The organism is Paeniglutamicibacter sp. ZC-3 (assembly GCF_025847175.2).
Taxonomy (GTDB): domain Bacteria; phylum Actinomycetota; class Actinomycetes; order Actinomycetales; family Micrococcaceae; genus Paeniglutamicibacter; species Paeniglutamicibacter sulfureus.
Genome location: NZ_JAOYTG010000002.1, coordinates 147,686 through 173,459, shown reverse-complemented (window position 1 = coordinate 173,459; position 25,774 = coordinate 147,686). Strand labels below are relative to the sequence as shown.

Here is a 25,774-nt window from a genome sequence, read left to right as displayed (position 1 = left end):
TTCTCCTTTGAAACGTTTCTAGACCAGCGCCGTGCGGGATCTGACCGTCAATTGTTCGATGTCCTTAACCCGTTCGCTTGCCTGCACGATGTGTTGGACATAGACCGCCGGCGTCACGACATGGTCTGGATGGATCTGTCCCTCCTGAACAATCTGTTCGACTTCCGCAACTGTCACTTTGCCGGCCGTTGCCACGACTGGATTAAAGTTCCGAGCCGTATACCGATACGTGAGATTCCCTTGGGTATCGGCCATATGGGCGCGAACCAGGGCGATGTCCGCCACGATTCCCCGCTCCTGCACGTAGGTTTCACCGTCGAATTCAGCGTGTGGCTTGCCTTCTGCGATCACGGTGCCCACGCCGGTCTTGGTGTAGAAGGCCGGGATGCCGGCTCCTCCCGCACGAAGGCGTTCGGCCAGGGTTCCCTGGGGGTTGAACTCGACGTGGAGCTTGCCTGCCAGATATTGCTCGGCAAACAACCGATTTTCCCCGACGTACGACGCGATCACGCGATCGACTTGGCCTGATTCAATGAGAATCCCGAGCCCCTTGCCGTCGACTCCCATGTTGTTCGAAACAATGGTGAGGTTCTTGACCCCGGTTTCCCGGACTGCCTCGATCAGGTCCATGGGAATCCCCGACAGCCCGAAGCCGCCAACGGCAATGGTGGCGCCATCCGTGAGGAGGCCGTTCAACAACTCGGTGGAATCTGTGTGCATGTGTGGCACGTTCTACTTCTTTCTGACTTTATTACGGCGCAATTACTCAGTGGGATGATGTCTGGCCGGGGACATGCGTGCGATATCCCAGCTCCCGGAGACCGGTCTCCGTTACAGAAGGTTCGAGTGGTTCCCTGCTGCGCTCCTTAAGCCTGGAGACGGCGGCGATCGAGACGATCGAGACCGCAATGAGGTATACGGAGATCAGGGTCGTGGTGCCGGTCAGGCCCTGAAGAAGGGTTGCAATCGTGGGTGAGAATGCACCACCGATCAGTGCGCCCAACCCATAGGCGATCGACGCACCCGCGTATCTGACGTGGGCGGGGAACATTTCGCAAAAGAGCGCCGACTGGGGGCCGTAGGTCATTCCCTGCCCCAGGGACAGCAGGATCACGGCGGCGATCAGTAGCGGGAGCGAACCCGTGTTGATCAACGCGAACAAGGGGAAAGCCACGAGAATCTGGGCGGCAAATCCGATGTAATAGGTCTTCTTGCGGCCGATCCTGTCCGACAACGGACCCGAAATCCAGGTGAAAATCAACCAGGTGATCGATGCTATGACAACAGCTGAGAGCACCAGATTGCGGTTCATTCCGACAACGCTCGTGGCGTAGGAGGTGATGTATCCGCCGACCAGCAGGTAGCCACCAACGCCGTTCCCCATGAAAATCAGGGCGCCAATCAGCACCCCTCGACGGTGGGACTTGAAAAGGACCCGAAGCGGCGTAGCGTTTTGCTGCTTCTTTTGCTTGAGTTCCTCAAACACCGGGCTCTCCTCGACACCACGCCGGATCACGATGCCGATGATGATCAACAGAACACTGAAGAGGAAGGGAAGACGCCAGCCCCAGGACATAAACGCTTCCTGGGACATGTTCGCGGACAGCAGCGCGATCGTTCCGATGGCCAGCACCATTCCGGCCGGAGCACCGAGCTGCGGATAGACACCGAAACGTCCTCGTTTGCCCAGGGGTGCGTGTTCCACCGCTAGCAGGGCGGCTCCACCCCATTCCCCACCTGCGGAAAGGCCCTGCAGGATGCGCAGAAGAACCAACAGGATGGGTGCTGCGATCCCGATGGTTGCGTACGTGGGGAGCAGTCCGATGGCGAAGGTGGCCGCGCCCATGAGGGAGAGCGTGAGAACCAAGACGGCACGACGTCCGAAGCGATCGCCCAGGTACCCTCCCCAGATGGCTCCGAGGGGTCGGAACACGAAGCTGACACCGGCACTTGCAAATGCCACAAGCGTTGCTACAGAACCGCTGAGGGGCGAGAAGTAGAGGTGCGCGAAAACGAGCGCCGCCGAGTTCGCATAGATAAAGAAGTCGTACCATTCAATGGTTGTTCCCACTGCGGTAGCCAACGCAACACGGCGTTCTTCGTTACGCCGCTTGGGCTTTATGGCCGTCATGAGTTCTCCTGATTTCATAGTCCTGCGTTGATTTGCTCGAGTGCTTGAGAAATTTGGGTGTGATGAAGCGAACCGGTTCTAGCGGGCAGCGGCCGGCACATCGTGTGAAAGAGGCGAAGTTGGAACGGCTGGTTGGGCACCCGCGCCGCTGTGTGAGCGCTGGACCGCGACGTTTAGCCCGGCTAAGTCATCAGCGCTGCAGACCGCCGAAATGTACGCATCGGGGCGAACCACCCAAATCTCCCGGGGGCGGACCTTGAGGCGAGACTGCAGATCTTGCGACGGATCGATTTTGGCCAGTTCGAGCACACTGACAGGTGAGCTCTGGTTCGAAGGTATCGATTGCCGGACTTCTTCCGCGTCAACACCCGATCCAAGGAGCAGAACCGTTCCCGAGCGCAACAACCTGCGGAGCTGGTACTCGCTTCCGTCAACTGTGACAACCGCGTCGGGGGTGATGACGCCAGGCCCGGGTTCGGGCATCTGCCCCTTGAGGGGACGCCCCTGGAATGGGCGTGCCGAATCCGGCGTAGTCAGCGTCGAATCTGCGTACCAGAAGGGTTCGAAGAGACGCCCCGAATTGATGTTCTTGCATTCGTCGGGGTTGCGCAGCGCCCGCTCGAGAAGGTCTACGCGATGGGCCCGCTGGGATTCCGTCTGGGGAACCAGGAAGTCCATGGTCTCGGTGGTCACCGCAATATTTTCAACCGCAGCGGCTCGCCGTTCGCTGTGATAGGTCTCCAGGATCTCTTCCCCCGCCCAGCCTCGCAGCAGGTAGGCAAGTTTCCAGGCAGCATTCTCCGCGTCACCGATGCCGGAGTTCAGTCCACGCCCGCCGAACGGGGAGACCAGATGCGCCATGTCACCGGCGATCAGCACCTTGCCGACTCGCATCCGGTCAAGTACTCGCGAGTGGAAACGGTAAACGGACTTCCACACGATTTCGTAGGGCGCGTCCCCGACTATCTGCCGGATACGGCGGTCGAGACCGCCGTCGGCCTCGTCCTTTTCCAGGTCGTATCCCGCGGGAACCTGCCAGTCGATTCTGAATTGGGATCCCGGGCAGGGGTGGATCAGTACCTGGCGACCGGGATTCCATTCCGGATCAAAGTAGAACCGGCGTTCACCGGCCCACCCCTCCATATCCACCTTGATGTCGCAGATGAGGAAGCGGTCATCAAAGGTCGAGCCCTCGAGCGTCACTCCCAGAGCTTTCCGCAAGCCGTCCGACCGTGCGCCACAGGCAGCAACAACGTAGTCGGCGGAGAATTCCCGCAACTTGCCGTCGGCGCTGGATGCGGTCACCCGGACCCCGCTGTCGTCCTGCTGCAAGTCCCGGACTGTCTGGTCCCAAGCCACGCTTATGAACGGATTGCCAGTGACTTTGAGGTCCAGCAATTCCTCGGTTCGAGTCTGCGAAAGATTCACGAACGCGGGATAGGGCGAATCGGCGCTCTCAAAGTAGGTGTCGCAGAAGATCTCGGTGGAGCCATAGTAGGTACGGGATCGGCTCCAGGTCAGGCCTTCCCGGGCGATGGCATTTCCTGCGCCAACGTGTTCCCAGACATCAAGTACATCGCGGTGCTGGGCAATTGCCTTGGAACCTATGGCGTCACGCTGTTTCCGTTCGTCCAGGATGGTGACATTGATTCCCCATTTTGCGAGAAGTAATGCCGTCGTCTGGCCCACTGGGCCGTTGCCCAGCACCAGCACTTGTGTGTTCGTCATGAGAAGTCTTTCTGTTGCCAAGTGGACGCCACGGCGTCTGCTTATTTGGTCGGGTCAAGATCCAGGGAAAAGCGCTGCCAAAATGCGTCTGGGCAGGCGAGGGGGGTGGCTCAGCTTTGTAGTTGAGCCCAGATTTCGAGGTCCCGTTGGGGGGTCCAGATCGTCGGCCGGTCGACTCCGTGGAGTTCTTCCCAGAGCCTGGCGACGTTGAACGGCAGGCAATGTTCAAAAATCGGCCATTTGCCGTAGTCGGCCACAAGGGCTGCATGGCAGGCGTTGAAGGCCTGCTTCAGGTCACCGCCGAGATCCTTGGCCTTGGTGGTTTCCCGAATCATCGTCTTCAGGAAGGATCGGCTCTGAGCGATGGCTTGGGCCACATTGTCGGAGCCTCGGATGACAGGGCCGCGGCCGCCCATCACGAGTTCTGCTCCGTAGTTCTGGACCGCATCCAAGGTCTTGCCCGCCCAGTCGAGGTGGAAGGAGTCACCCGTGTAAAGCGCGGCCTCCGACTCCATGAGGTCGCCGGCAAAGAGGATCTTGTGTTGTGGAAGCCAAGCAACCAGATCGCCGTCCGTGTGGCCTCGACCGACGTGCTCAAGTATCAGGTCGCCACGGTCGCCACCAAGTGGGATGGTCAGGCGATCGCTGAACGTGATGGTGGGAAAGGTCAAGCCAGGAATGGATTCTTCGTTTTGCGCCAGTCGCGGGAACCGAGCAAACTCGCTCTCCCAGTCTTCCAGGCCGCGTTCCTCGATGAGGCGCATCGTGTTCTCGTGGGCGATGACGGCTTGGGCTCCGAATGCCGACGCCCCCAAGGCCCTGACTGCGTGGTAGTGGGAGAGCACCACAAACCGAATCGGCTTGGAGGTGTGCTGCCTGAGCATCTCTATCCACTTGCTGGTGGCCACGGGGGTTGCAAGGGATTCAAAGCATACGACGAAGTCTTCTCCCTCGATGGCTCCGATATTGGGGTCGCCTTCGGCGGTCAGGGCATACACCCCGCCCGCCAGGATTTCCAAGGTCTGCTTCTTTTCGACCAGGTCGCCAGTAGACGCGAACTCTTTCACCGACATCGTCACTCATTTCGTTAAGCCATGTACAAAGTGAGGTCAACTGTAACCCATGTCATACACAAATGAAAAGAGTGTCCGATGCCTGCCTTGGCGCGTTAGTCTCGGAGCCTCGCGCCGGCCTTGCCTCGCTGGGAAATGAGCTTTTCGAGCAGCATGACTAGCAGCTGTTGCTCGACATCGGTGAGCGTGGATGCCCAGCGCGCCTCTTGCGCATTCTGCTCAGCGAAGGCCGACCGCGCATATTCCACGCCCGCCTCAGTCAACCGCAGAAGCGTTGTCCTACCGTCCGCCTCCGACGGCTCCTTGACGAGGTATTCCTTGCCAATGAGCGTATTGGTCAGGTTTGACACGGCAGCGCGGCTCATTCCCGCGAACTTCGCCGCCTTTCCCGACTCAATGGGCCCCGCTAGCCACACGACGAACAGCACCCGGAACGCGGCCCACGACATTCCACGCGGGCGATGGACGGTGGATTCGAGATCGTAAACGACAAGGTTGGCGGCGCGATTGAGCGTGATGATCAGCTTTGTCGCCACGGAATCAATGTCGTCCAATTCCTCGGCAATGCGGCGGGCCGCCATCTCGGCGAACGACCAGTAATCGGCTGGATTCATCCCTGGCTGCGGCTCGCGCTTCTTGCTTTCAGTCATTGGGCCAATCTACCGCCCAAACCCACGGGCCTCCGTTTGTGGAAAGATTCGACCGCGTGACCCTGGTCGCATTATTTGTATAAGCATGTACTATTGAGTCATTCGATTCCTCCGCAACCTAAGGAGTGCCAGTGGCCTTCTACCGCCAAGTTGGTTCCGTTCCACGAACCCGACACACGGTGTTTCGCTCCGCGTCCGGTGACCTGCTCTATGAGGAGCTCATGGGAGAGGAAGGGTTCTCCTCGGATTCCTCATTGCTCTACCACCGCCACATTCCATCCGCTCTGGTTGGCGCACGCATATGGGACCTGCCGGATCAGTCGTTGGTTCCCAACGCCCCGCTCATCCCGCGACACTTGAAGCTGCACGACTTGTTCACAAGTTCCGAGGCCCAGAACTCCGACGCAGTCACGAGCCGCCGGCTTCTGCTCGGCAACAGTGACGTTCGAATCAGCTATGCCTGGATAGCAAAGACCTCGCCGTTGTATCGCAACGCGGTCGGGGACGAATGCGTCTATGTCGAATCCGGCTCGGCAACACTCGAGACGGTTTTTGGATCTCTTCCCGTGTCGGAAGGCGACTACGCGATCATTCCCCGCGCCACAACGCACCGCTGGGTCATCCCCGAGGGCTCGGATGCGCGCCTGTACTTCATCGAAGCCAGCAGCCACATCGGACCCGCCCGCCAGTACCTTTCGAAGCATGGCCAGCTTCTGGAACATGCTCCGTACTGTGAGCGCGACCTCCGGGGTCCGGACAAGCCCCTATTCGTTCAGGAACAGGACGTGGATATCTACATCAAACACCGCGGCAACGGTCCGAACGGGCTCTCCGGGACGATCCACACGGTACCGGAGCACCCCTTTGACGTTGTGGGATGGGACGGGTGCCTCTACCCCTACATCTTCAACATCAATGACTACATGCCCATCACCGGCAAGGTGCACCAGCCGCCACCGGTTCACCAGGTCTTTGAGGGAAACAACTTCGTGGTGTGCAACTTCGTCCCACGCAAGGTCGATTATCACCCTGAGTCGATCCCCGTCCCCTACTACCACTCCAACGTGGACTCCGATGAAATCATGTTCTACGTCGGCGGCGACTACGAGGCCCGCAAGGGGTCGGGCATCGGAGTGGGCTCGGTGTCGGTGCACCCGGGCGGGCACGCCCACGGACCACAGCCCGGCGCCATTGAAGGGAGCCTCGGCAAGGACTACTTCGACGAGCTAGGTGTCATGGTGGACACCTTCCGCCCCCTTGATTTGGGAGAAGCCGCATTGGCCTCGGACGACGGGATCTACGCGTCGTCCTGGACCGGAGGGCGCTGGCTCAATGGGAAGTGATGTGAAGCGCGGCCTGCTGGGTTTCTTCGACGACGCGGCGGTCTTTCCACCTGGGCTCGCTCCCCTGAGGCGGGCCGTACAAGACCACCTGTCGAGGCGTGCGCAACAAGATCACCCCATGGTCGGCCCACTTCTGCTGCGCCTGGACCAGGTTGCGGAGGCTCACACCCATGCGCTGCATTCAGCCATTGATCTTGGACTTGACCTCCGGCAGCACCCCTTGGAAATCGGGCTGATCATCCCGGATGGACAGCTCGGTGAGGCACTGGAAACCTGCCGCCAAACACTTCCGGGGATCAGCATCGTCAGCCTGGAGTTGAAGACAAGTCGTTCCGGGTGGCGTAAGGAAGCAGCGGAACTTCTTGGAGCCGAACTAGAAGTCCATCGCTACATCGAACTGGACATCGACCAGATCAAGGAAGGTGCCCTCGAATTGCTCGAAGGCAGCGCAGTCAAACTGAAATACCGTACGGGGGGACTTGAAGCTCAGCTGTTCCCCACCCCCCAAGATTTGGCGTACGTCATTTCACGTGCGGTGCAGCTCCGAGTACCTTTCAAGCTCACCGCAGGTCTCCACCAGGCATCCCGCCATACAAATCCGGCAACGGGCTTCACCCACCATGGATTTCTCAATATTGCGCTCGCCAGCGAGGCGGCACGCCAACAAGCATCGGTGCATGAGCTAGCGGAGATTCTTGAAATCGAAGACCCTAGCGAAATTGCACAACGCATCCCCGCGATCCCGTCGGGAGCGTGGCGCACCCACTTCGAATCATTTGGAACATGCAGCATCGCGGAACCAATCGAGTCACTAATCGATCTGGGACTGACACGAGCCTGGATGCTCGACGACAACAGAAACAACTCGAAACTAGCGTCAAGAGGAGCAAGCCAATGATGCCAACACTGAACCAAAATTCCCCCCGAACCGAATCCGACGGCTTCGGACTGGACCACCTCCCCTATGCTTCATTTTCGGCATCTGGCTCCGCACCGGCACAGCTGGGAATCCGCTTCGGAGACAATGTCTATGCCGTGGCCGCCATCCTTGAACGTGCCGGGACAGTCTCACCGGAAGCCACCGCGGCTTCAGCAGCCGGCAACCTCAATGCGCTGCTGGCAGCCGGACACGAAGTCTGGTCCGAGCTAAGGCAAAGCCTGCAGGATGTCCTCGGAGACCCCGAGCATGCAAAGGAACTGTTAATGAACGCTTACGCGGTCAGCGACGTCCAGCTGCACATGCCTTTTACTGTTGGTGACTACGTCGATTTCTACGGAAACGAACACCACGCAACGAACGTCGGACGCATCTTCCGTCCGACCCAGCCACCACTGACTCCGAACTGGAAGCACTTGCCCATCGGCTACCACGGCCGTTCGGGTTCCATATACCCCTCCAACACACCGATCCCGCGTCCCAAGGGCATACGGCCGGAGACCGACGCCGCTCCATCATTCGGTGGTTCACGTCGACTGGACATCGAAGCCGAGATTGGTTTCGTCCTCGGCGGAAGCGCACCGTCCGGAGAGGTCAAGCTGGAGCAGGCAGACAATCACATCTTCGGCTTGACCCTGACCAACGACTGGTCGGCAAGAGACATCCAGGCCTTCGAATACGTTCCGCTGGGTCCCAACCTCGGAAAATCCTTCGCAACGTCGATCTCACCATGGGTGACACCCCTTGCAGCCCTGGAGTTCGCGCGAACGGCTCCCCCCGCCCGTGACACGACTCTGGCCGATTACCTCGACGATGCAGACCTGAAGCCCTGGGGCTTCGAGATTCAGATCGAAGTCATCCTCAACGGGGAAACGGTGGCCCGGCCTCCGTTTGCGAGCACCTACTGGACTGCCGCACAGATGCTCGCCCACATGACGGTCAACGGGGCGACCCTGCGTCCCGGCGATTTCTTTGCCGGGGGAACAATTTCCGGCCCCGAAAAGAACGAGCGCGGCTCGTTCCTGGAACTGTCATGGGGCGGAGAAGAGCCCCTGGCCTTGGCAGACGGAAGCGCGTTCACGTTCCTCAGGGACGGGGATACGGTGACCCTTCGGGCTACGGCTGGCACCAAGGACGGCACCTTCATTAGGCTCGGCGATTGCACCGGCACAATACACCCGGCTAGCTAGGACCGGCGAGTATCCCACCTTCCTAAAACCGCAGTATCGGAATCGTCCATGGAAGTTGAACCGCCTTCTCCTTCAGCGGACTTTCACCTCCAGGCAAATGCAAACGCTGGGCGTACACGCGAAGCTGCCAGCGCCCGGGTCCGGGCGCTGGCAGCTTCGTCGATTTCGGCGCCCTCAGGTTACTCCTCGCCGACCACGCGGCCCTGGGCGATGATGGTGCTCACGCGCTCCAGTGCCGCCGCGGATTCAAGTGGATTGGCCTCCAGCAGCACAACGTCGGGCAGGGCTCCCCGGACCAGGCGGCCGACCTCGCCTTCCATACCCAATAGGCTGGCGGCGTTGGTGGTCACCGATTGCAAGGCCTGCAGGGCCGTGAGCCCGGCCTCCTGCAAGATCCAGGCCTCCGTGCCAATGGGAATGACATCGGTTCCGAACGCGTCCGTCCCGGCTACCACCCGCACGCCGGCTTCAGCCGCCGCCCGGATTGCTGCCTGCAGCACCGGCGTGTATTCGCGGCCGCGTTCGGCCAGCACGGGATTGGACGATCCGCTCATGTCGGCGACTCCCGTCAAGGTCGACGTGAAGTAGGTTCCGCGTCGGGCCATCTGCGCCAGGGTCCGCTCCGAAACGAAGACTCCGTGTTCGATGCTGCGGACTCCGGCGGCCACCGCCCCGGCAATTCCCTCTGCACTGTATGCGTGGCAGAGCACCCCGGCGCCGCGCGCGGCAGCGACGATTGACGCAAGCTGTTCGCGATCGTAAACAAGCTCGAGTGGATCCTGTTCGGCCATTCCAGCCCGGGGATTCGCACGGGTCTTGATGACGTTCGCGCCGCGCTCGATGTTTACGCGCGTGAGATAGGCCAGGTCGCGCGGATCATGCAGGCCTTGCTTCAACCCGGCCAGCGGAACGAGTGCGGGATCCGCGAGAACCGAATCACCAAGCTGCGGGGAGACGAACAGCCCGGCCGCATGCATGCGCGGCGCCAGCCCCGGCGCCCATTCTGGGAGCGCCGCCAATGCGATGTCCTGGTAGAAGCTCGACGATCCGCTGCGTACCGTCGTTGCCCCATGGCTGAGGACCAGCCGGGCGTCCTCCAGCGTGTTGTTGTGCACGTGGGCATCGACCAGGCCGGGGAGGATGAAACGCCCGCCGGCGTCGATGCGCCGGGCCGTCGCGGCCACGCTGCGCACCGCCCGGGAAGTCGCATCGCGACTACCGGCAGCGAGAACCCTCCCCCGGTCCAGGACAACGACGGCGTCCTGGATGGCGTCGCCCGTCGCCGGATCGATGAGCGTGCCGCCCTCGATAATCATGGGCTCGAATGCGGAAGGGGAACCGTGGTAGTTCGATGCCGCGTTACGCCGCTGCTCCGCCGCCGCGGCCGCCGGGGCAGCGGCGAGGGATGAGACGGCTCCCAGCCCGACCAGACCGGCGAGCGCCGCCGCAGAGGCCAGGACTCCCCGACGACCGACGGAAGAATCGGGCATTGGAGTTGATTCATGATCGTGCAAGCACATAGGCATTTTCCTCACTCGGTACCGGTGGCCTCGCCGCCACCGCATGTCACGGGAATGAAGCCGAGAGCTCACTGGGCCCTAACCGTAACTCGCATCACTCCAGACCACCTTTAGGTCATTGCGTTTGATTCCCAGCTGCCCCGCACGCGTCACATTGGCCATCGCGCAGCTAAACAATTGATGACAAGGGGCGATTCGCCGGGGAAGACGGCACGGAGCAAGTGATTCCGCCCAACGTCTTAGCGAGCTGCGCGTTTGGAGATATAAGTGCGCGCGAAAAGCGACACCCGTGCCGCAGCTTTCCGTGGCGCTGGTCGGGGTAGGGGGAAACAGTGGTTTCGCGCTTCGTCCTGGTTTCCCAACTCGCACGGCAGAAGCCCGACGGACACGGACACGGACAGTCACAAATGTCGTGTCTGCACGCCGTACCAACACTCGCGATTCCCGTACGTCAGAATGAGTCATGGAAGACTTCGAATTCACGGCCGAAGAGGCTGCCACAATTCTGCAGATCAGTGCCAAGACTCTCAGGCAGAGCCTGCGCACCAGACGGCCGTTGGGAGCTCGACAAGTACCACCGAAGCCGGGCGGAAACTGGTACCTCAAGGCTCACTACGTTGAGCAACTTGCGACAGCGCGGGGAATAACCATGCCTCCAAGAACAACCACACCGAACCGCAACCAGCCCATTGAACTTGACCAAAAGGAATCGATGATCCGAATTCCTCGAGATGCTCCGGTCGGCTTGATCGAGCATCGTATTTGGTCAGCCTGGACATCATTTCATCAAGCCCTGCAGGCTGCACCACGTTTTCCTGGGGTGTACATGTTTCGATCCGCCAACCATCCCCAAAATGGTCCGATCTATATTGGTGCGGCAGGCGAACGAAGCGGCAACGGGTTGCGGGGTCGCCTCGCAATCTATGCTTCCGGAAAGGGCGCAATGTCCGGTCTCGGTGAACACGCGTTCGACAGAGCTTTTGCAGATGCTGACTGGATGAGGGCACGTCTTGAGGAAACGTTGGCGGGACGATCAAGACGCACCAAGGAACTGGCGCGACTAGCCATTGACCATGCGGAGCTCGAAATCCGGTGGCAAACAGTACCCACGAAATCAGAAGCAGTGGAGCTGGAAAAGACTCTCATTCAGCAACATCGAGGCAACCTTTGGAACCGCTGACTCAGCGTTGGTCTCAATCGAAAATGGATCGCCCAATTATGGAGGCTAAAAACCGACTGCGCTTTTCGTGACAAGGGATCTTCTTCTGCCGCAGTCTGATTACACGAGCCAGTTCGCCAGCAAAATCGCTATTCGTCACGCCTCAGAGTAGCTATTGGCCGGCTGTGGACCGAATTAGGTAAGCACAAACCCCAGCAAAAAGTGAGGGCCACGGGTCCCTCAAAAGGTATGGATAGGAAGTTCATGAAGCGCGTTCCACCTACAACTGGACCGGATATGTCCAAGACCTCACCACCCACCCACCGGAAGAGCCTCCTGTCCTGCATGTGAGTACTTGTTCAAATCCAAGATTATGAGAAAAATATCCGACAATTCGATATTATCTAAATCCAGCAATATTGGCTCGACTGACTGGCATAGAGGAGAAAATTGTGGCCCTTGGATATCGATCGATAATACGGCTGGGCTCTAGCGAGAACGCGGTCGAGATCGCGGAAGCGCAGATGCGTGAATGGCTGAAAAGTAAGCAAACGACCGCACGTGGCGAACTGACTTCCTATGACTGGTCGGGACCAGGCGTACATTCACTGGGACTTCAGGCTACGCTCACCGTGGTCACCCACTCGGGTGAGGATGGCACGAATCGTCAGCTGCTCCGCTTCATTGAAAAAAATACGGCTGGGATTTGGCGAGTAGCAGTAACGGCACATTCGTCCCCACATTCGAAGAACGCGCAGCAAGTCATTGTCGTCGAGGTCGATAATGATTCCGTCAACGATAAACGGCCAGCGAGCGAACGAACCGATCCACCCCGAATAATCAAGCAAATCATTGATTCTGTGGACGCCATGGATTATCACTCGGATCTTCATCTTCGATCTCGCCCACAGGTCGTCCATGACGACGAGGTGGAAAGTCTCATGCATGCTCTCGAAGACGCACAGCGGAATACTTCCATAGTCGTCGCAGGAGCTCTACCAGGGGCTCCAATGGACGCTTGGGCTGCCCTAATCGAAAAGCTCTTGAGCAAGAGCGCTGGGACAGCTTCAGCATTTGTTTTGACGGCCCCGGCGAATGAAGCCCTCAACAAGCTGCTCGGACCTGCACACGCGGTCGCGTCAGGTTCCGTCCGGACTTTTCTGCCCGGCGCCGTTCCTAACGACCTTGAAGACTCTCAACGGCACAGAATATTAACCGCTCGATCATTTGCTTCTTCCATTGACAAGGGCCAACGCGTCAGGCGTTCATTGCTGACAGCTCACGCGACTTCCTCACGCCGGAGGCTTCTAGATCAGCCCCTGCCCTCTGAAGTCTTGCGGACTATGCGAGTACTAGAACGCACCGAAATTGAAACAGCTTTTCCAAATCAGAACGAGGCGTCGCTATCAGAGAGCGCTCCGATATCCGAGAATATCGGCGAATCACGTTCCGACCAACGTCCTGTCGCTTCCGATGTTTTGGTACCGCATCTGCCAAACGCAGCGCCTCGAGAGAGCGCGCCAGCACCAAATACGTGGGTTAAAAAACTTGCTGAGCTATTCAAAACGACACTTGGAACTGAAGTGGTCTCCGAAGGAACTGTGGGGCAGTTCACGAAATATTTCCATCTCCTTCGACAAAGATTTGACTCAAGCAATCGAGGCCTCTCTGACCTCTTAGAAAAGCTTCATCGAGAGCAAGACACAGTCAGCACTTTACAAAAGCAGCTAGACGTTCTCGAACTTGACCTAGCAATTGCCGAAGGTCAACGCCGCAAAGCAAGTCGCCTCTCGGAGTATCGAGGCGAGCAGCTCAAAGAGCTAAAAGAGTTCGGTCGGCTCGTCGATCCAGAAGGAAGCGGCCTCGACGAACCGCCTTCCTCGATCTCTGATCTACTTGATCGGCTGGAAAGCGAAATCACACTCTCGAAATACATCGTGTTTACTGGTGATCTTGAGAAAGCCCTGACGCTGGAAGCATATGACGTTGTCGGCCGCTATGCTGAAGCATTTTGGGAGTACCTTTTGGTACTGCGTGATTACTGCATCGCACGAGAATCCGGTTCATTCTCGGGTGGGATCTACATGTACCTTACCGACGACTCTGCGGCCGGCCGCAAATGTGATCCGAAAAGATTCGCCTCCACAGAAAGCACCAGCGTCCAGCAAAACTCGGCATGGAGCGCCGAAAGAGCTTTTCCCGTTCCAGCAACTGCGGATCCTAGTCGAAAGAGATTGATGTATGCGCATTTTAAACCTACTCATTCAGATACGTTTGCCCCTCGAATGCATATCTATGACGATTTTCACAAAAACGGCAAAATTTACATCGGCTATCTGGGTCGTCATTTAACTAATACAAAGACAAATTGATCAAATTTGTGAATATTTCTCACATGACGGATTAGGTTCACCGGGAAGTCGGACCGGGCAACAGGAGCGTTCCGATGCCCACAGGCGTTACCGCTTCAGCACACACTCGCACACTAGCACTGCTGAGATCGTGTGTCCACGAAGCCATGAGATTCAGTGTCCACGATGTAGCGAGATTACTCACCAACAAGCCGGAACAGAAGTACCCACTGGCGCTATTTGGCAGTCAGACAGCTATTTGGCATCCGGGGTGCGGCAATCGATTGGCAGGCAAGACCGGGGTGTACGATAATGCCGCTGCGGAGACTGTGATGGGCTTGTTCAAGAACGAGGCCGTGGCCAAGCATTCGCCCTTCCGCAGCGGTGCGTTGAAGACCGAATCCGACGTTGTTGAGGTCGTCTTCGACTCGGTCCATTGGTACAACAACGCCCGCTTGCATTCGTCTTTGGGTCACCAGACTCCGGAGGAATTTGAGCGGATCTACTATGATGAAAATTCCGGCTCGTTACTCCACGCTGCCGCCCACAAAACGGCGGCATGATTTCCGGGACGGTTCATACTTCTTGGCGCCGCACTGCATATGTTGAAGAAATCGTCGAATACTTCGATAAGTCACGCGTCAGCGTTCCAATATCCTCCCGCGATTCTTTGTTGTTCCGGTGTCAAAGTTCTAAATAGTTCGCTGTAGATAGCGGAACAATAATCCTTCAACGATCTACATCTTCTTGGAGCGCCGCCCGAATATTTTCACAACGCTGGTCCCCATTGGCGCATCCTACTGCGAGGTCCACCCAGATGTTCATGTCGAGGTCGAGCATCATTGGCTGTGTAGGGGTGTCTATCAACATCAGCGCATGATTCCTAAGTTTCAGTCCAAAACGATCTTATCGGGTGTCGGCACGTTGCGGGGTTAACCAAGTCATTTTCGACCCGAATCACCGCATCTCCGGCGATGGTGGAGGGGTCGGAGACTCCCGATCAGGCGATCATTAGACCACATCAGCACCGTCGAGCCGGCGCCAAAGGTGAGATACGAGACTCAACATGTCTAGGCAGTCGCTGTCAGTAAGTAGCTGAGTGTCCTGCAAGATCGAACGTTGGTTGTGTGCTGCGGGGTTTCTGAAAGCTGCCACGGAACCTTTGGAAAGGAAATGCTGCCCTTCTCGCACACTGGTGAGCGTTTCCTCAGTAAGCACACCATGACCAGCGGACCGACTGAAGACAGCAGCAACGTCTAAAGCTGCATTATTTCCCGCAAACGCCGCGCTCATGATCGCCGAGTCCTGGCTGGCATTTACCATTGATTTCAAGCGCACTGCTGCCGAGTAGCTCTTCATGGCCTCGTCAAGAGCTCTAAGATAGTCACCGCGCTGGTAGTCACTCTCAGCTGCGTCCCGTACTTTTTCATGAAGGTGGCGCCAGTGTAGCCTGGCATACTCTGGGATGAGTGCTTCCACACTGTTGAGAATACTATCGAGGACTGACTCAGGCATTTCGACCTCCGAGGACACGATTTTACCCAACAGTTCGTGCAAACGCCCGCCGTCGCCATCGCGCTGTTTTGAGGTCCACTGTGAAAAATCGCGTCCCGTTCGACGCTGCACCCGACTTGCTTTTGCCTCGTCGCGTTGGCGGCGCCAGTCGCGTGAGATCCATGTAAGTGTCTGAACTAAGTGTCGTTTTAGTTCAAGTGTTGCTGGCACATCCCAGTTGATGGAAGCCCGGTCACTGGAAATAACGTCCGTAGCTAGGTCGTCGAGATAATCAGCTTCTAAGGTTCCTGACAAATACGAAAAAGCATAGCTTGACTCGGAGGCCCCATAAAATCCTGCAGCATTGGCTCTGCGGCCGCTCACAAAGACAATCACACCACGGTTGTCATCCTTTTGCGTGGCCTTTGTCCCGTAGACGACGCCCCTGATCCCCTTGCTTTGGAAGAACCGACGGGCTTCGTCATCTATAGGCAAGTTATCTGGGATTCGCCAAGTAAACTGGATGTCGTCGTCGTCGAACCGAAGGTCACGCGTAACATTCTTCCGACTCTTTCCCTTCTCGATGAATAAATCAAAGTTGCCTGTGTAGTTGAAGAGCCGGGAAAGACTCTTTGCCAAATTATCGAGTGACACAGGGCTTGTTCGCGTCAAGTCGCGAATTTCAATCCGGGTCCCGTGATCATCGTCTTCGGCCTTCCGTTCTGTTGCCATCGGATGGTAGTCACCACCACCCAATGACATCATGTCGTTCCAGTCGAGCACGACATCAATACGTGAAGCGACACCACGACGAGTAGTCGAAACAAATATCAGTCGACCAATACCGAAGAGCGCCAACTTTCCGATGCCCTTTTTGCCTGAGACCTTACGAAACCCACTTTCGCTCAACAAACCAGCTTCTTCGGGTGCCCTTCGATTTCGACCTATTCTCAGGTATTTGTCGTTGAGGTCATCCCGCGACATGCCATGACCATCGTCGGTGACAGCAATATATTCATCTCCTGTCTCTCCATCCTTCTCGATGGAGACTACGACTTCCCCGGCATCAGCGTCATAGGCATTGGCGATCAACTCAGCCAGAGCCGCCGGGAGTTGTGAATACATCTGCAACCCGAGGTGTTCGATCGTTCGCGCTTCAAAGGAGAGCGTCAATTCGGCAGACATAAATTTTCCTCATTATTCGCGACAACAACTACAAGACTATATTCACGCAGCATCCTTGCCAGGATAAATGCGGTCATTCCATTGGAGAAAACGTGTCTCTTACAGGGCGTCAATGATTGCTGAATCCTGTTTAGAAGCGTCCAGTACCCGGAACCCAATCCGTCCACGTGGTGCTGAGAGATACGGTACCGCCAAAGAGAAAAGTGTTGCCACGTCCCCGGTCGAAATCGGATCTTGTAGTAGCTTCGGCTCTCTTTCCGCTTTGACGAGCGAGATGGGATCCGCTGAGAAAGTCAGGAGCATCGCACCACGCGTTGGTGTATTTAGCTTTATAGCTTCTGGCCCGCCAGCCGCAGAAACGTTACCAGCGATCCGTTCAATGGCATCACGCTGCCGGAACGAGCTACCGGAGAATCCTCCACGTGTACCGTCTCGCCGCGTTCGACTCAGGATCTGAACCTCATGTCCAGAAACTTCGCGTGTGGCGATTCCCTTCAACTGCGGAACCAACACCGCCCAATCCACCAGTTCCCCTTTGTTCATCGCCTGCTTCATGAACCGGAGAGTGGGAGCAAAAGAGTATCCGTCTGTCCAACTAAATTTCTCTAACGCCATGTAGACATCGGCTGCAGAGACGATTGCTACACGCGCGTCAAAAGGTTTGATCTTTGGATTCCCACCGATGCTGCCATCCATGTATTCAAACTCTGTAGATTCCCCCAGCTGACCTAGCCAGTCGCTGACCGCCTCAAAGTGAACAGAATTTGCAGAGCCGTCTCCACGAGCACACTGACGTGGGAAGTCACGGAGCTCGCCGCCGTCGCCTTCGAAATCGAGCACAGCGTTGTACATCTTGTTGGCCCCCGTTGGCTTGAGCCAGGGAAGTTGCTGAAATACCAGTGGCGGTACGTCTCTCGGTCGGACTTCGGGCCGGCCATTTTCGTCTACTTTGGAGAATTTCCGCAGCTGCGTTCTGAAGGCCTCCTCATCCTGAATAATGGCCGTGAACGCGTCATACAAGTCATAGGTCTTGCCTCGTGCGTCGACAACATCTCTGGCAATGTAGAGACGCACGAGGTCGCGGTAGCCTGGACGATATCCAAACCAGCGGCCCATCTGCATCAGTGTGTCGGCAGCGTTAGCTCGTCTGCGGTAGTAGGTAACGGTGAGTCCTTCGACGGTGAATCCGCGACTAAGTTTCGCGCCGCCGACCATCACTCTCCAGTACCGACCCGTCGCAAAGTCCATTGCTTTGTAGTCGCTTTCCCGCGATCCGTTAACGATTACCACGGGATCACCTGCGGCAGTGATCAGGTTGATCGCTTCGCCAATGTATTTCTTGAGCTCGTCGAAAGCCGGTGGCATGTCGGCTCCCCAGTCGTCGCGGGCCCCATGGACTTTCACGAAGTCCTCGTTGAATAGGGCTCTCAAGCGTGAAAGACCTGACGGGGAGTTGTACGCCGCTGTCTTCCACACATCGCGAATAAGTTCAGCCAGATCCTTGTGCTCCGCTTGCTTAACCGACTGATGTGCGAGCATTGTATGATGCCTGAATCTTAGTTCAGCATCCTTGGTTGCACGCCACAGCTTGATGGCGCCAGACAGGACAAAGGAATCCAAGGCCTCAAGGATTTCGCCCCGCTCGTCGTCATCATTGGCCGCAAAGAGATTCCGTACGTGCGCCTTCTCATTTGAATTCGTCGCTGTGATCGGTTCGTCGTCAGGCAACCGTTCAAGATCATGGATCTGCTTTCCTCCCATGTATGCGGGTGCAGGTTCAAGGGCAACAATGAAGTCACTCGGAAAAATATCTACGGAGTCATCCGGTGACACGAAGACGTTGGCGAACGGCGTAGCCGTGTATCCGATGTACTGCGCACGCGGCATCTCGCGAAGAATCTGCGAGATTAGCCCGTTGATAGCAGTACGTTGCTTTTCCTCCGTTGTCTTCGACTTGTTCGGGTTTGTCGTGTTGACTGAGGCTTGATCAGCTTCATCATCGATGATCAGGACCGGAATCTCTTTCAAGGATGCGTGGACGTCGTGGAGGTCCCTTAGCAGCTTTTCGAGAACTGATTTGTTTTTCTTGACCACGGCCAGGCGCACGTCGGCACCAAAAAGATTAATGGGGTCATAGAGCGGCTTGTGAGGGTCTTTGAGTTCCCCAGCACGGCGAAAATCAAGTGTATCGAGGCCGGCTTTCAATGCCCGGTAATCGCCTGAAGCCGTGGTGAGCCGTTTGATCGCGGGAATGTCATGTTGCGAATTGATGTCGATTCCATGCTTAAGGAATTTCCCGTCGACCCAATCCGAGTCCCCGTCACCAATGTAGTCAACGCCTCGCACGGCATCGGCGTTATTGCGATCCCGACCTCCAAGAATGTTCTCTTCGCCAACTAACTCCATATCGAGGCGCCGCTGAGTCTGGCCCCGAAGTAATTCAATAGTGCCGGTTAGGACGATTACCAGCCTGTAACCCGCATCAATTGCCTTGGCCACGATCCCGGTGAAGTTAGCCGTTTTTCCGCTTTGCACATATCCGACAACGAGGCCCCGTGACTGGTAAGACGTTTCTCCGGTCGGGTCAGCAAGGCGCCCTATGATTTCGGATGTCGATACGTCCAGGTTTGCAATGGCGTCTGGTTTCCATGAGCTCCGTTCAAGAACGCCACGGTACGCATGCCAGTAAAAATCGTGTGCATTCTTGCGCTCGTTCGTATACCAGGGATCCCACGGGCCGGGATCAGCGATGACTATGTCGCGCTGTGCCACACTCGGAAACGCTTCGTCAAGGAGTTCACGGCTTTCAATTCCCAGCCCAAGCTTGTCGAAGACCAGCACCCTTCGCTCTGCGGTCTGCGGCTCGGTGTCGCCCGCCCAGGATGCGTCGACCTGCGAATCCCATTTTGCGAGGCACATGTGCGCCGCTTTTCTGGCCATCGAGTTGCCGTCACCATCCAAGATCGACGTAACCACATCGTCTTCCCCCGCTTCCAAGCCGAAATCGTCAAGTACCACATTCACGCGGGACAGGAGCTTTGCGGGCCCGAGTTCGCGCATACCGTCGAATGCAGATTTGATGGCGATTTCGATTTCAGAAACTGGATGGTTCATGAAGGGTCCTCACAAAAGTCGGCAAATGGCGCGGGGAGCATCTCGAAATGTAAATGGCTTACATCAATACGATATGAGACTGCACTGATAAATCCACGTTGAGGGACAACCTGATCAAGTCGTGCCCCGGTGATCGCAGGAAACTCAGGGTTTACGAGAAAGGCCCTGGGCTTCGACCGCAATTGGAATTTGGTCCTGTACATGTCTGCATCACCGTCAGCCCAACCAATTCTCTGCAACGCTGCGTCAAAGGTGCGACGAGAGTTCTCCAGCATGCCTCGAGTCGTCTCGATAAGGTCCGAGAGGGTAAAACCGCCGGCAGCCGCGCCTGCAAGGGTGATCTGGATTGATACAAGGTACAGGGGACGCCCTGGTGCCGGTTGTAGTTGGGACTCACTACCGATAATGTGATTGCGTCCCTCGGACCTGGTTGTTTTTATTTCCGCATCAAAGCCATCAAGGCCGAAGTCATGTTCCTCGGATAGCGGTCCGAGCCACGCGTCAAGCGCCGATTCCTCCCCGCTGTGCTCGATGGCGTGACCGAGAACCAGGAGCTCACCGATGAGACCGGCTTCCTTCTCGTCCGAAAGACGCCGCCGACCAGCAAGTAGGCCTCTAAGCCCGGAAAGTGACTCGGAGACCGCATGCCTGAACGAAGCCCCACTCTCCAACTGGTCAACGATCGACTCGATGAGGATATACGCTTCGTAATACATCCTTGTTGCGTCAACGACTAAGCGGAACCAATCACCGTGTTTACCGACTATTCCTATGCGTTCAACGGCGATGCGCTCATACGCTGTCACGTCGGGATCAGCGCCGGCTGCGGGACTCACTAATCGAATTTCCTGATGGGATGGATCTATTTCAAGTACTGCGTCAACTTTGTCGCTGATTGAAAAAGCCGCAGCGACGCCCGCGGTGAAATAGTCCTCTACTGTCTCAGGAGTCAGATGGTTTCTGCCAGTACCCGGATCACTCATTCGCTTCATCCCCCATGTTCAAGGCTTCCCGGGCAATCTGGTCCCGCAACGCCGCTGTCAACAACTCTTCCCAGGCACCCAGTTCAGCTTTCTCCCGGGCACCGAGATGAGCGCCTTCGAAATACTTGGAAAAAACGAGCACCAAAAGTGTCTTGACGAACGGCGCGTCCGCCGCATCCATGGAGCCTGGACCTGCAATCAGCCCCCTGTACTGTTCGTTGAGCCAGATAGTACGATTTTCCAGGTCTACGTGCAGGGGTGTTTCCAGGAATTCGACCCTCCATCTGATGTCAATGGGTTTCGAACTATGGAATTCAACCGTTGACTCGAAAGCCTCGAGTAGGTCGGAACCAAATCCTCGTGAGGGCTCAACCAAAGTGACTGGTCGCTTGGTATATTTCCGCGATTCTCGCCTATCGCCGATGGCTTTCTCAAGGTAATCGCCGAATGAGATCCGGGAATGACCGATTGTTGCCTCGAGTAACGCTTGCTTTAAATCCGAATCGAGTTCGAGCCCTGCTTTCTCTGGATTTATGGTTACATGCTTTTCCAACTTTTCCGTGACATCGATGGCAATCCGCGCGTACTCGAGTTCGAGCTTGCTCACGGTGAGCGTGTTCCATCCACCAATCTGCAACAACCGATCGAAGCGGTAAAAATAGAATCCTTGTGCGAGAGAGCCGGGTTTGCCTCCCAACCGGTACTCCGCACGACCAGACTGTGCTGCTGGCCAGATATGGGCCCTGCCGCTGTGTTCTGAATCGTCCACGGAGAATTTCAAGTCGGTTGGATACTCATCATTCGGCAGTGACTCGTAACCGAACGGGTCGATGGCAGTAACGGCGCGCGGCGGTCCTGATTCGTTATAGTCCAAGTCGAAGACGTCGACAGTCACCTCGATCGCGCCAGCAGAAATCATGCGGTGGAACACGGTCCCCAAGTGCGAAATAACTGATGTAATGCGTTCGTCAAGCCATCTCGATCTGTCCCCTGTATCCAGGCTTCTGAGGAAGGTCCGGGGCTCTGCCCATTCAATCACCGTCCCACTTTCAATCAAGAAATCTGCGGCGAGGCTGTTGAGAACTGACTCGACGTGGTCGTCGTTCAGGTCTGCCACTGAGGTCGGCGATTTGGATGTAATGCTCCGTCCGGCTGGCATACTTCCCAGCTGCCGTGAGTAGACGCGCAAGACATCTGCTTGGCTGAGGGATGCAGCTTTGAGGCCAAGCCCGAAGTGTCCCAAGGCGCCGGGTCCGTACTTCCGCTTGCGCCCAAAGGTCATGGCATCGTCAAGCCGTTCTGCGTCCATTCCAGAACCGTTGTCCATGACACGAAGCCCTACAACTGCTCCGTCCTTTTCGAGGAATCGCAGCAGAACTCTGGTTGCCTTTGCATCGATGCTGTTGTCCACCAAGTCTGCGATTGCTGTTTCGAACGTATGATGGCGACCCACAGCTGCCGCGATGGACGCATCCGGAGTAAACTCGCGGACTCGTGTGACTAGAACTTCATCCGGATTCATCAGATTGATCCGAATCTGTTGGTGCTCAGCCCCAAACTGGATCCGTTTTCCCGGACAGTTCGAACCACGCCGTCGGTGAAGCCCGTTCGCTTATCGGCATCAATGACTACCCTGATCTCGAACGTTTCAGGTTCGGCATTCTGAAGATGAACTAGCAATTCCTCGGCCAAGACTTTGAGCTGCGCTGAGATGTCACCTGTCGGATTGATATCAACTGCGCCGGAATACCGTGCGTTCTGAATGCTTGGCGGACCAGGAACCCGATTTCCTCCGCCTCCAGTTGGCGGTGCTGGCGTTCTCGCTCGCGACTCCTCCCGACCACCTTCGTCACCACTTCCCGTGCCGTCTTCTGCTGCCTCGGTATTGGTCTTAACTTCGCGCTCTCGTTGTGCGAGCGCCAACGCAGGGCTAACCAACAGCATGGAGTCCGCGATACCGGGCGGTGCCTGATCAGAGAGAGGCACTCGTAGGCCCGAAAAGTCGCCCGTGGCAGCCTCGTAGCCATCGGCCAGCGCAAACCCAACGCTCTGCCAGGCAGGATCGTCGAACACGGCTTGAATAGCATCAAGCAGCACCTTTTTGTCGCGGAATCGCGCCAGGTAGGGATAACGGGCGTGGTACTCCCACAAGTCACTTACAGGGACACGTCCATCGTTCCACCGACTGCGTAGATGGTTGCTGAGTTCCAGCGCGATCGACTGCGGTGACGACTGAATAATCACGACGTCCGTTTTGCGCAGTCTCTCGCCGACGTGACGAGCTACGGAGTCCGTTGCGCCATCCGCCTTCGAAGAGGCGATACGGAAGGGCTGACTACCATCATTTTGTTCCGGGTAAAGCGCCCAGATCCAGGTTTCACGGATTCGTTGCCCAACTGTCCCGTTGTACGCATCGATCTTACGTCGAACTTCGGCGACCTGGCCCTGGGTCAGGTCGAGGACGTCTTTGTCCCGCATGATGTCGCTCCATGCAAGGTGATGCCGCACGGCAGTCTCTAGCTCCGGCCATCGAGAGCTGTCAGCGGCAAGTACGACCAAGGTGTTTGCGTTGACACGCGGTGCGGTCCCACGTCGGGTCACGAGCGTTTCGGCATACCCTTGGGCGGCTGATCCTTTGCCCTTAGCATCATGGGTGTATCGAGGATGGGCGATCACCAGTCGGACGTCGTCCGACTCGGATATGTCCACACTGTCCGTCGGGGCAATTACGATTTCAGGAAATTCCGGAGTGTTCCGCGGTTCAACCGACCGGATACGCGCAATGACTCCTGCCCAAACATCTGCATCCGCGAATGATTCGGCGCGTTCAACCACCTTGCGGTTGAGTGATGGCTGCCGATCAAACCAGTACCTGTCCTTGTCCCCATAAAGGTACGTTGATCGGTCTCCAAGCAGGGATATTGCAGAGCCGAAGTTTCCGATGGTGTCCCCGGGCATGGCAACGCCAAGGAAAACACGCTTACGTTCGATTCCTTTATGCTGCGTCTGCAGCGTTGCAGCAGAACCCATAAACGTCGCGCGCGCAATGCGCCGTGTCAACGCCCGTCCCCCAAACAGGGGCTTTTCCTTGTCGATCTGTACAGACGTGGCTTGCCCGCCATCGACGTCCTTGTCGATGATTGCCTTCCATGCATCGTCCAAATAGCTGGTAATTTCGTCACGCACCGCTGCCGAATCGAGCGGCATGGAACCCGGCATAATGAGTGGTGAATCGTCTCCCGCCGAGTACAGCCCATGCACCACGGCACTCATCAGCCGAAGCACGCCGCGCGTGCGTTGGAACTTTTCCAACGTGGACCAGTCCCCATATAACCTGTCAAAAAGCTCCGGGTGAATTGGGAATGCGGCCCTCATTCGAGACTTGTATTCCAGTTCCTTCGTTTCACCGGGGAGTTCGCCGATGTTCTTGACATAGTAGTCAAAGAACTTCTCGACTGTTACATCGATCTTCCGTTGGGCTTCGGCGTCTGCTTCCTGAAACAGACGTCGTTTTACAATTTCGAATGATTCAGTGCTCGAGGCGGGCGTCCAGTTCTGCGCCACGCGCGAGACCACGTTCTGAAGCCGTTCAAGTGCGGCGCGTCCGTTGGCTCCACCCACTTCGAGATCGGAAGCCACAGGACCATCGTCGTCACGGCGTATATCGGATGCGGGAATCGACACCAACAGCAGCACACCGGGCACGGCTTTTACAGCTTCTGTCAGCAGCTGGGCAAACGTGAACTGCGTTTCGAATGTCCCACCGATTAGCGAATCGTCGCCGTAAAGACCTCGGGCATATGCCACCCACTCATCTATGAGAATCAACGCCGGAGAGTACTTCGCTAGAAGGACGCGTAAGGCGCTACCCGGGTTGGTGCCGGTACGATCCGATTCCGCAATCATGGCGTACCCTTCAGCACCCCCGAGTTGCCACGCTAGCTCTCCCCAAAGCGTTCGTATGACGGTGCCATCGGGCTTTTGCCAACTCTGGCCTGGGGAAAGCTCGTTGCCAACAATTGCGACGCGTCTGACGGTGCTCTCGATAACACCGGTATCAAGCTCTGACAGCAGACTTTGAAGCCCCTGTGTATGGGCCGTAAGTGGCTTGCCCCCAAACAAGTGCCAGACAGCAAGCATTGAGTGAGTCTTGCCACCGCCGAAGGTGGTTTGAAGGTTGACGACGGGTGCTGCGTTTGGGTCACCGCCGATACGCTTCACGGCTAGCGTGAGCAAGCCTTTGAGCCCATCAGTAAGATACGTGCGAGAGAAAAACTCGACAGGGTCGTTGTAGTCTGCCGCAACTTCGGCGCCTGTCGACACCTGATATAGGTCGGCCGCGAACTCAGCTCTAGCAAAATCGTTCGAGGCAATGTCAGCGTGCGGCTTCAGCACATCACGCCAAGGTAGAAGGTCAGATGACCTGAGTTCAGGCATCTTTGATGCGGCCCGGGTATCCCGGCGGGTTTCTTCCGCATAAGTGGCTCGCTGCACATCAAGCCGAGACTTACGAACGTCGTCGGCCGGCGCCGCTGCGCTAATCGCGCGCAACAGCCGTTCGATGGTATCCAAAGCCCTGTATGCGTCATCGGCGCTGAATGGCTTTCGGTGGGCCCAGTTGTCGCGCACGCCACGAAGCTCGCTGGCTAAGTTCTGTTCTCCTCGCGACAAGACACCGTTAAACACATACCCTAGATTCCCCATAGGCTCTGTGATGACCCTCAATTGCACTTGTGGGTCGCTCGGGGAGTACTGTTTGCCCGCAATGCCGTCTTTTGCGGCCAGGATGACGGTCCAATCGTCGATGCCTTCGGGAAGCTGCTGGGAGAAAACACGAACTATGAATGGCTCGAGTGCAGCCGCCAGTATGTCAAGGCTCGCGCCAACTCGGTCAATATTGGAGAGTGCCATCATCT

Annotated in this window: 17 protein-coding genes; 6 read left to right on the top strand and 11 right to left on the bottom strand. The window is 57.0% G+C overall.

Annotated elements, in window-relative coordinates; translation table 11 throughout:
• Positions 1–18: 18 nt before the first annotated feature.
• The 5 genes from OIU93_RS03905 to OIU93_RS03885 form a co-directional block, all read right to left on the bottom strand.
• Positions 19–720, bottom strand: a complete 702-nt coding sequence (locus OIU93_RS03905) for a CoA transferase subunit A (RefSeq protein ID WP_264268768.1) — start codon at positions 718–720, stop codon at positions 19–21.
• Positions 721–766: 46 nt separating this feature from the next.
• The gene (locus tag OIU93_RS03900) at positions 767–2,131 is read right to left on the bottom strand and encodes an MFS transporter (protein ID WP_264268767.1); all 1,365 of its coding nucleotides are present in this window, start codon (positions 2,129–2,131) and stop codon (positions 767–769) included.
• Positions 2,132–2,209: 78 nt separating this feature from the next.
• Entirely contained in the window at positions 2,210–3,844 is a 1,635-nt protein-coding gene (locus tag OIU93_RS03895) for an FAD-dependent monooxygenase (protein ID WP_264268766.1), read from the bottom strand.
• A 125-nt stretch (positions 3,845–3,969) separates the two neighbouring features.
• Positions 3,970–4,932 carry an MBL fold metallo-hydrolase gene (locus tag OIU93_RS03890; RefSeq protein WP_264268765.1) on the bottom strand — a complete coding sequence of 321 codons (963 nt, stop codon included), beginning with the start codon at positions 4,930–4,932 and terminating at the stop codon, positions 3,970–3,972.
• A 95-nt stretch (positions 4,933–5,027) separates the two neighbouring features.
• Entirely contained in the window at positions 5,028–5,582 is a 555-nt protein-coding gene (locus OIU93_RS03885) for a MarR family winged helix-turn-helix transcriptional regulator (RefSeq protein WP_264268764.1), read from the bottom strand.
• A 131-nt stretch (positions 5,583–5,713) separates the two neighbouring features.
• Here OIU93_RS03885 and OIU93_RS03880 point away from each other — a divergent pair, with 131 nt between their 5' ends.
• The 3 genes from OIU93_RS03880 to fahA all read left to right on the top strand — a co-directional run bounded on the left by OIU93_RS03880 (position 5,714) and on the right by fahA (position 9,052).
• A complete protein-coding gene (locus OIU93_RS03880) occupies positions 5,714–6,925 on the top strand; it encodes a homogentisate 1,2-dioxygenase (RefSeq protein WP_264268763.1) in 1,212 nt (403 codons plus the stop codon).
• Positions 6,926–7,043: 118 nt separating this feature from the next.
• Positions 7,044–7,823 (top strand): hypothetical protein, encoded by a 780-nt coding sequence (locus tag OIU93_RS03875; RefSeq protein WP_264268762.1) that lies wholly within the window; start codon positions 7,044–7,046, stop codon positions 7,821–7,823.
• The gene (gene fahA / locus OIU93_RS03870) at positions 7,820–9,052 is read left to right on the top strand and encodes a fumarylacetoacetase (RefSeq protein ID WP_264268761.1); all 1,233 of its coding nucleotides are present in this window, start codon (positions 7,820–7,822) and stop codon (positions 9,050–9,052) included. The genes OIU93_RS03875 and fahA overlap by 4 nt, the downstream gene beginning before the upstream one ends.
• A 179-nt stretch (positions 9,053–9,231) precedes the next feature.
• Here fahA and OIU93_RS03865 read toward each other — a convergent pair whose 3' ends face one another.
• Positions 9,232–10,542: an amidohydrolase family protein gene (locus OIU93_RS03865; protein WP_264268760.1), complete on the bottom strand. Its 1,311-nt coding sequence runs from the start codon at positions 10,540–10,542 to the stop codon at positions 9,232–9,234.
• Positions 10,543–11,035: 493 nt separating this feature from the next.
• On the opposite strand from OIU93_RS03865, the gene OIU93_RS03860 reads away from it, so the two are divergent.
• The 3 genes from OIU93_RS03860 (at position 11,036) to OIU93_RS03850 (ending at position 14,645) form a co-directional block, all read left to right on the top strand.
• Positions 11,036–11,752: a hypothetical protein gene (locus OIU93_RS03860; RefSeq protein WP_264268759.1), complete on the top strand. Its 717-nt coding sequence runs from the start codon at positions 11,036–11,038 to the stop codon at positions 11,750–11,752.
• Between the two features lie 431 nt (positions 11,753–12,183).
• Complete coding sequence (locus OIU93_RS03855) at positions 12,184–14,103, top strand: hypothetical protein (RefSeq protein WP_264268758.1); 1,920 nt, start codon at positions 12,184–12,186, stop codon at positions 14,101–14,103.
• 146 nt (positions 14,104–14,249) lie between these two features.
• Positions 14,250–14,645, top strand: a complete 396-nt coding sequence (locus OIU93_RS03850; protein WP_264268757.1) for an integrase core domain-containing protein — start codon at positions 14,250–14,252, stop codon at positions 14,643–14,645.
• Positions 14,646–15,093: 448 nt separating this feature from the next.
• Here OIU93_RS03850 and OIU93_RS03845 read toward each other — a convergent pair whose 3' ends face one another.
• The 5 genes from OIU93_RS03845 to OIU93_RS03825 form a co-directional block, all read right to left on the bottom strand.
• A complete protein-coding gene (locus OIU93_RS03845; protein ID WP_264268756.1) occupies positions 15,094–16,761 on the bottom strand; it encodes a TIGR02391 family protein in 1,668 nt (555 codons plus the stop codon).
• 99 nt (positions 16,762–16,860) lie between these two features.
• A complete protein-coding gene (locus OIU93_RS03840; RefSeq protein ID WP_264268755.1) occupies positions 16,861–19,875 on the bottom strand; it encodes a Z1 domain-containing protein in 3,015 nt (1,004 codons plus the stop codon).
• A complete protein-coding gene (locus tag OIU93_RS03835; RefSeq protein ID WP_264268754.1) occupies positions 19,872–20,858 on the bottom strand; it encodes a PD-(D/E)XK motif protein in 987 nt (328 codons plus the stop codon). The genes OIU93_RS03840 and OIU93_RS03835 overlap by 4 nt, the downstream gene beginning before the upstream one ends.
• Positions 20,851–22,380 carry an ATP-binding protein gene (locus OIU93_RS03830; protein ID WP_264268753.1) on the bottom strand — a complete coding sequence of 510 codons (1,530 nt, stop codon included), beginning with the start codon at positions 22,378–22,380 and terminating at the stop codon, positions 20,851–20,853. Before OIU93_RS03830 ends, OIU93_RS03835 begins: the two co-directional genes overlap by 8 nt.
• The gene (locus tag OIU93_RS03825; RefSeq protein WP_264268752.1) at positions 22,380–25,772 is read right to left on the bottom strand and encodes a Swt1 family HEPN domain-containing protein; all 3,393 of its coding nucleotides are present in this window, start codon (positions 25,770–25,772) and stop codon (positions 22,380–22,382) included. Before OIU93_RS03825 ends, OIU93_RS03830 begins: the two co-directional genes overlap by 1 nt.
• Positions 25,773–25,774 lie beyond the last annotated feature (2 nt).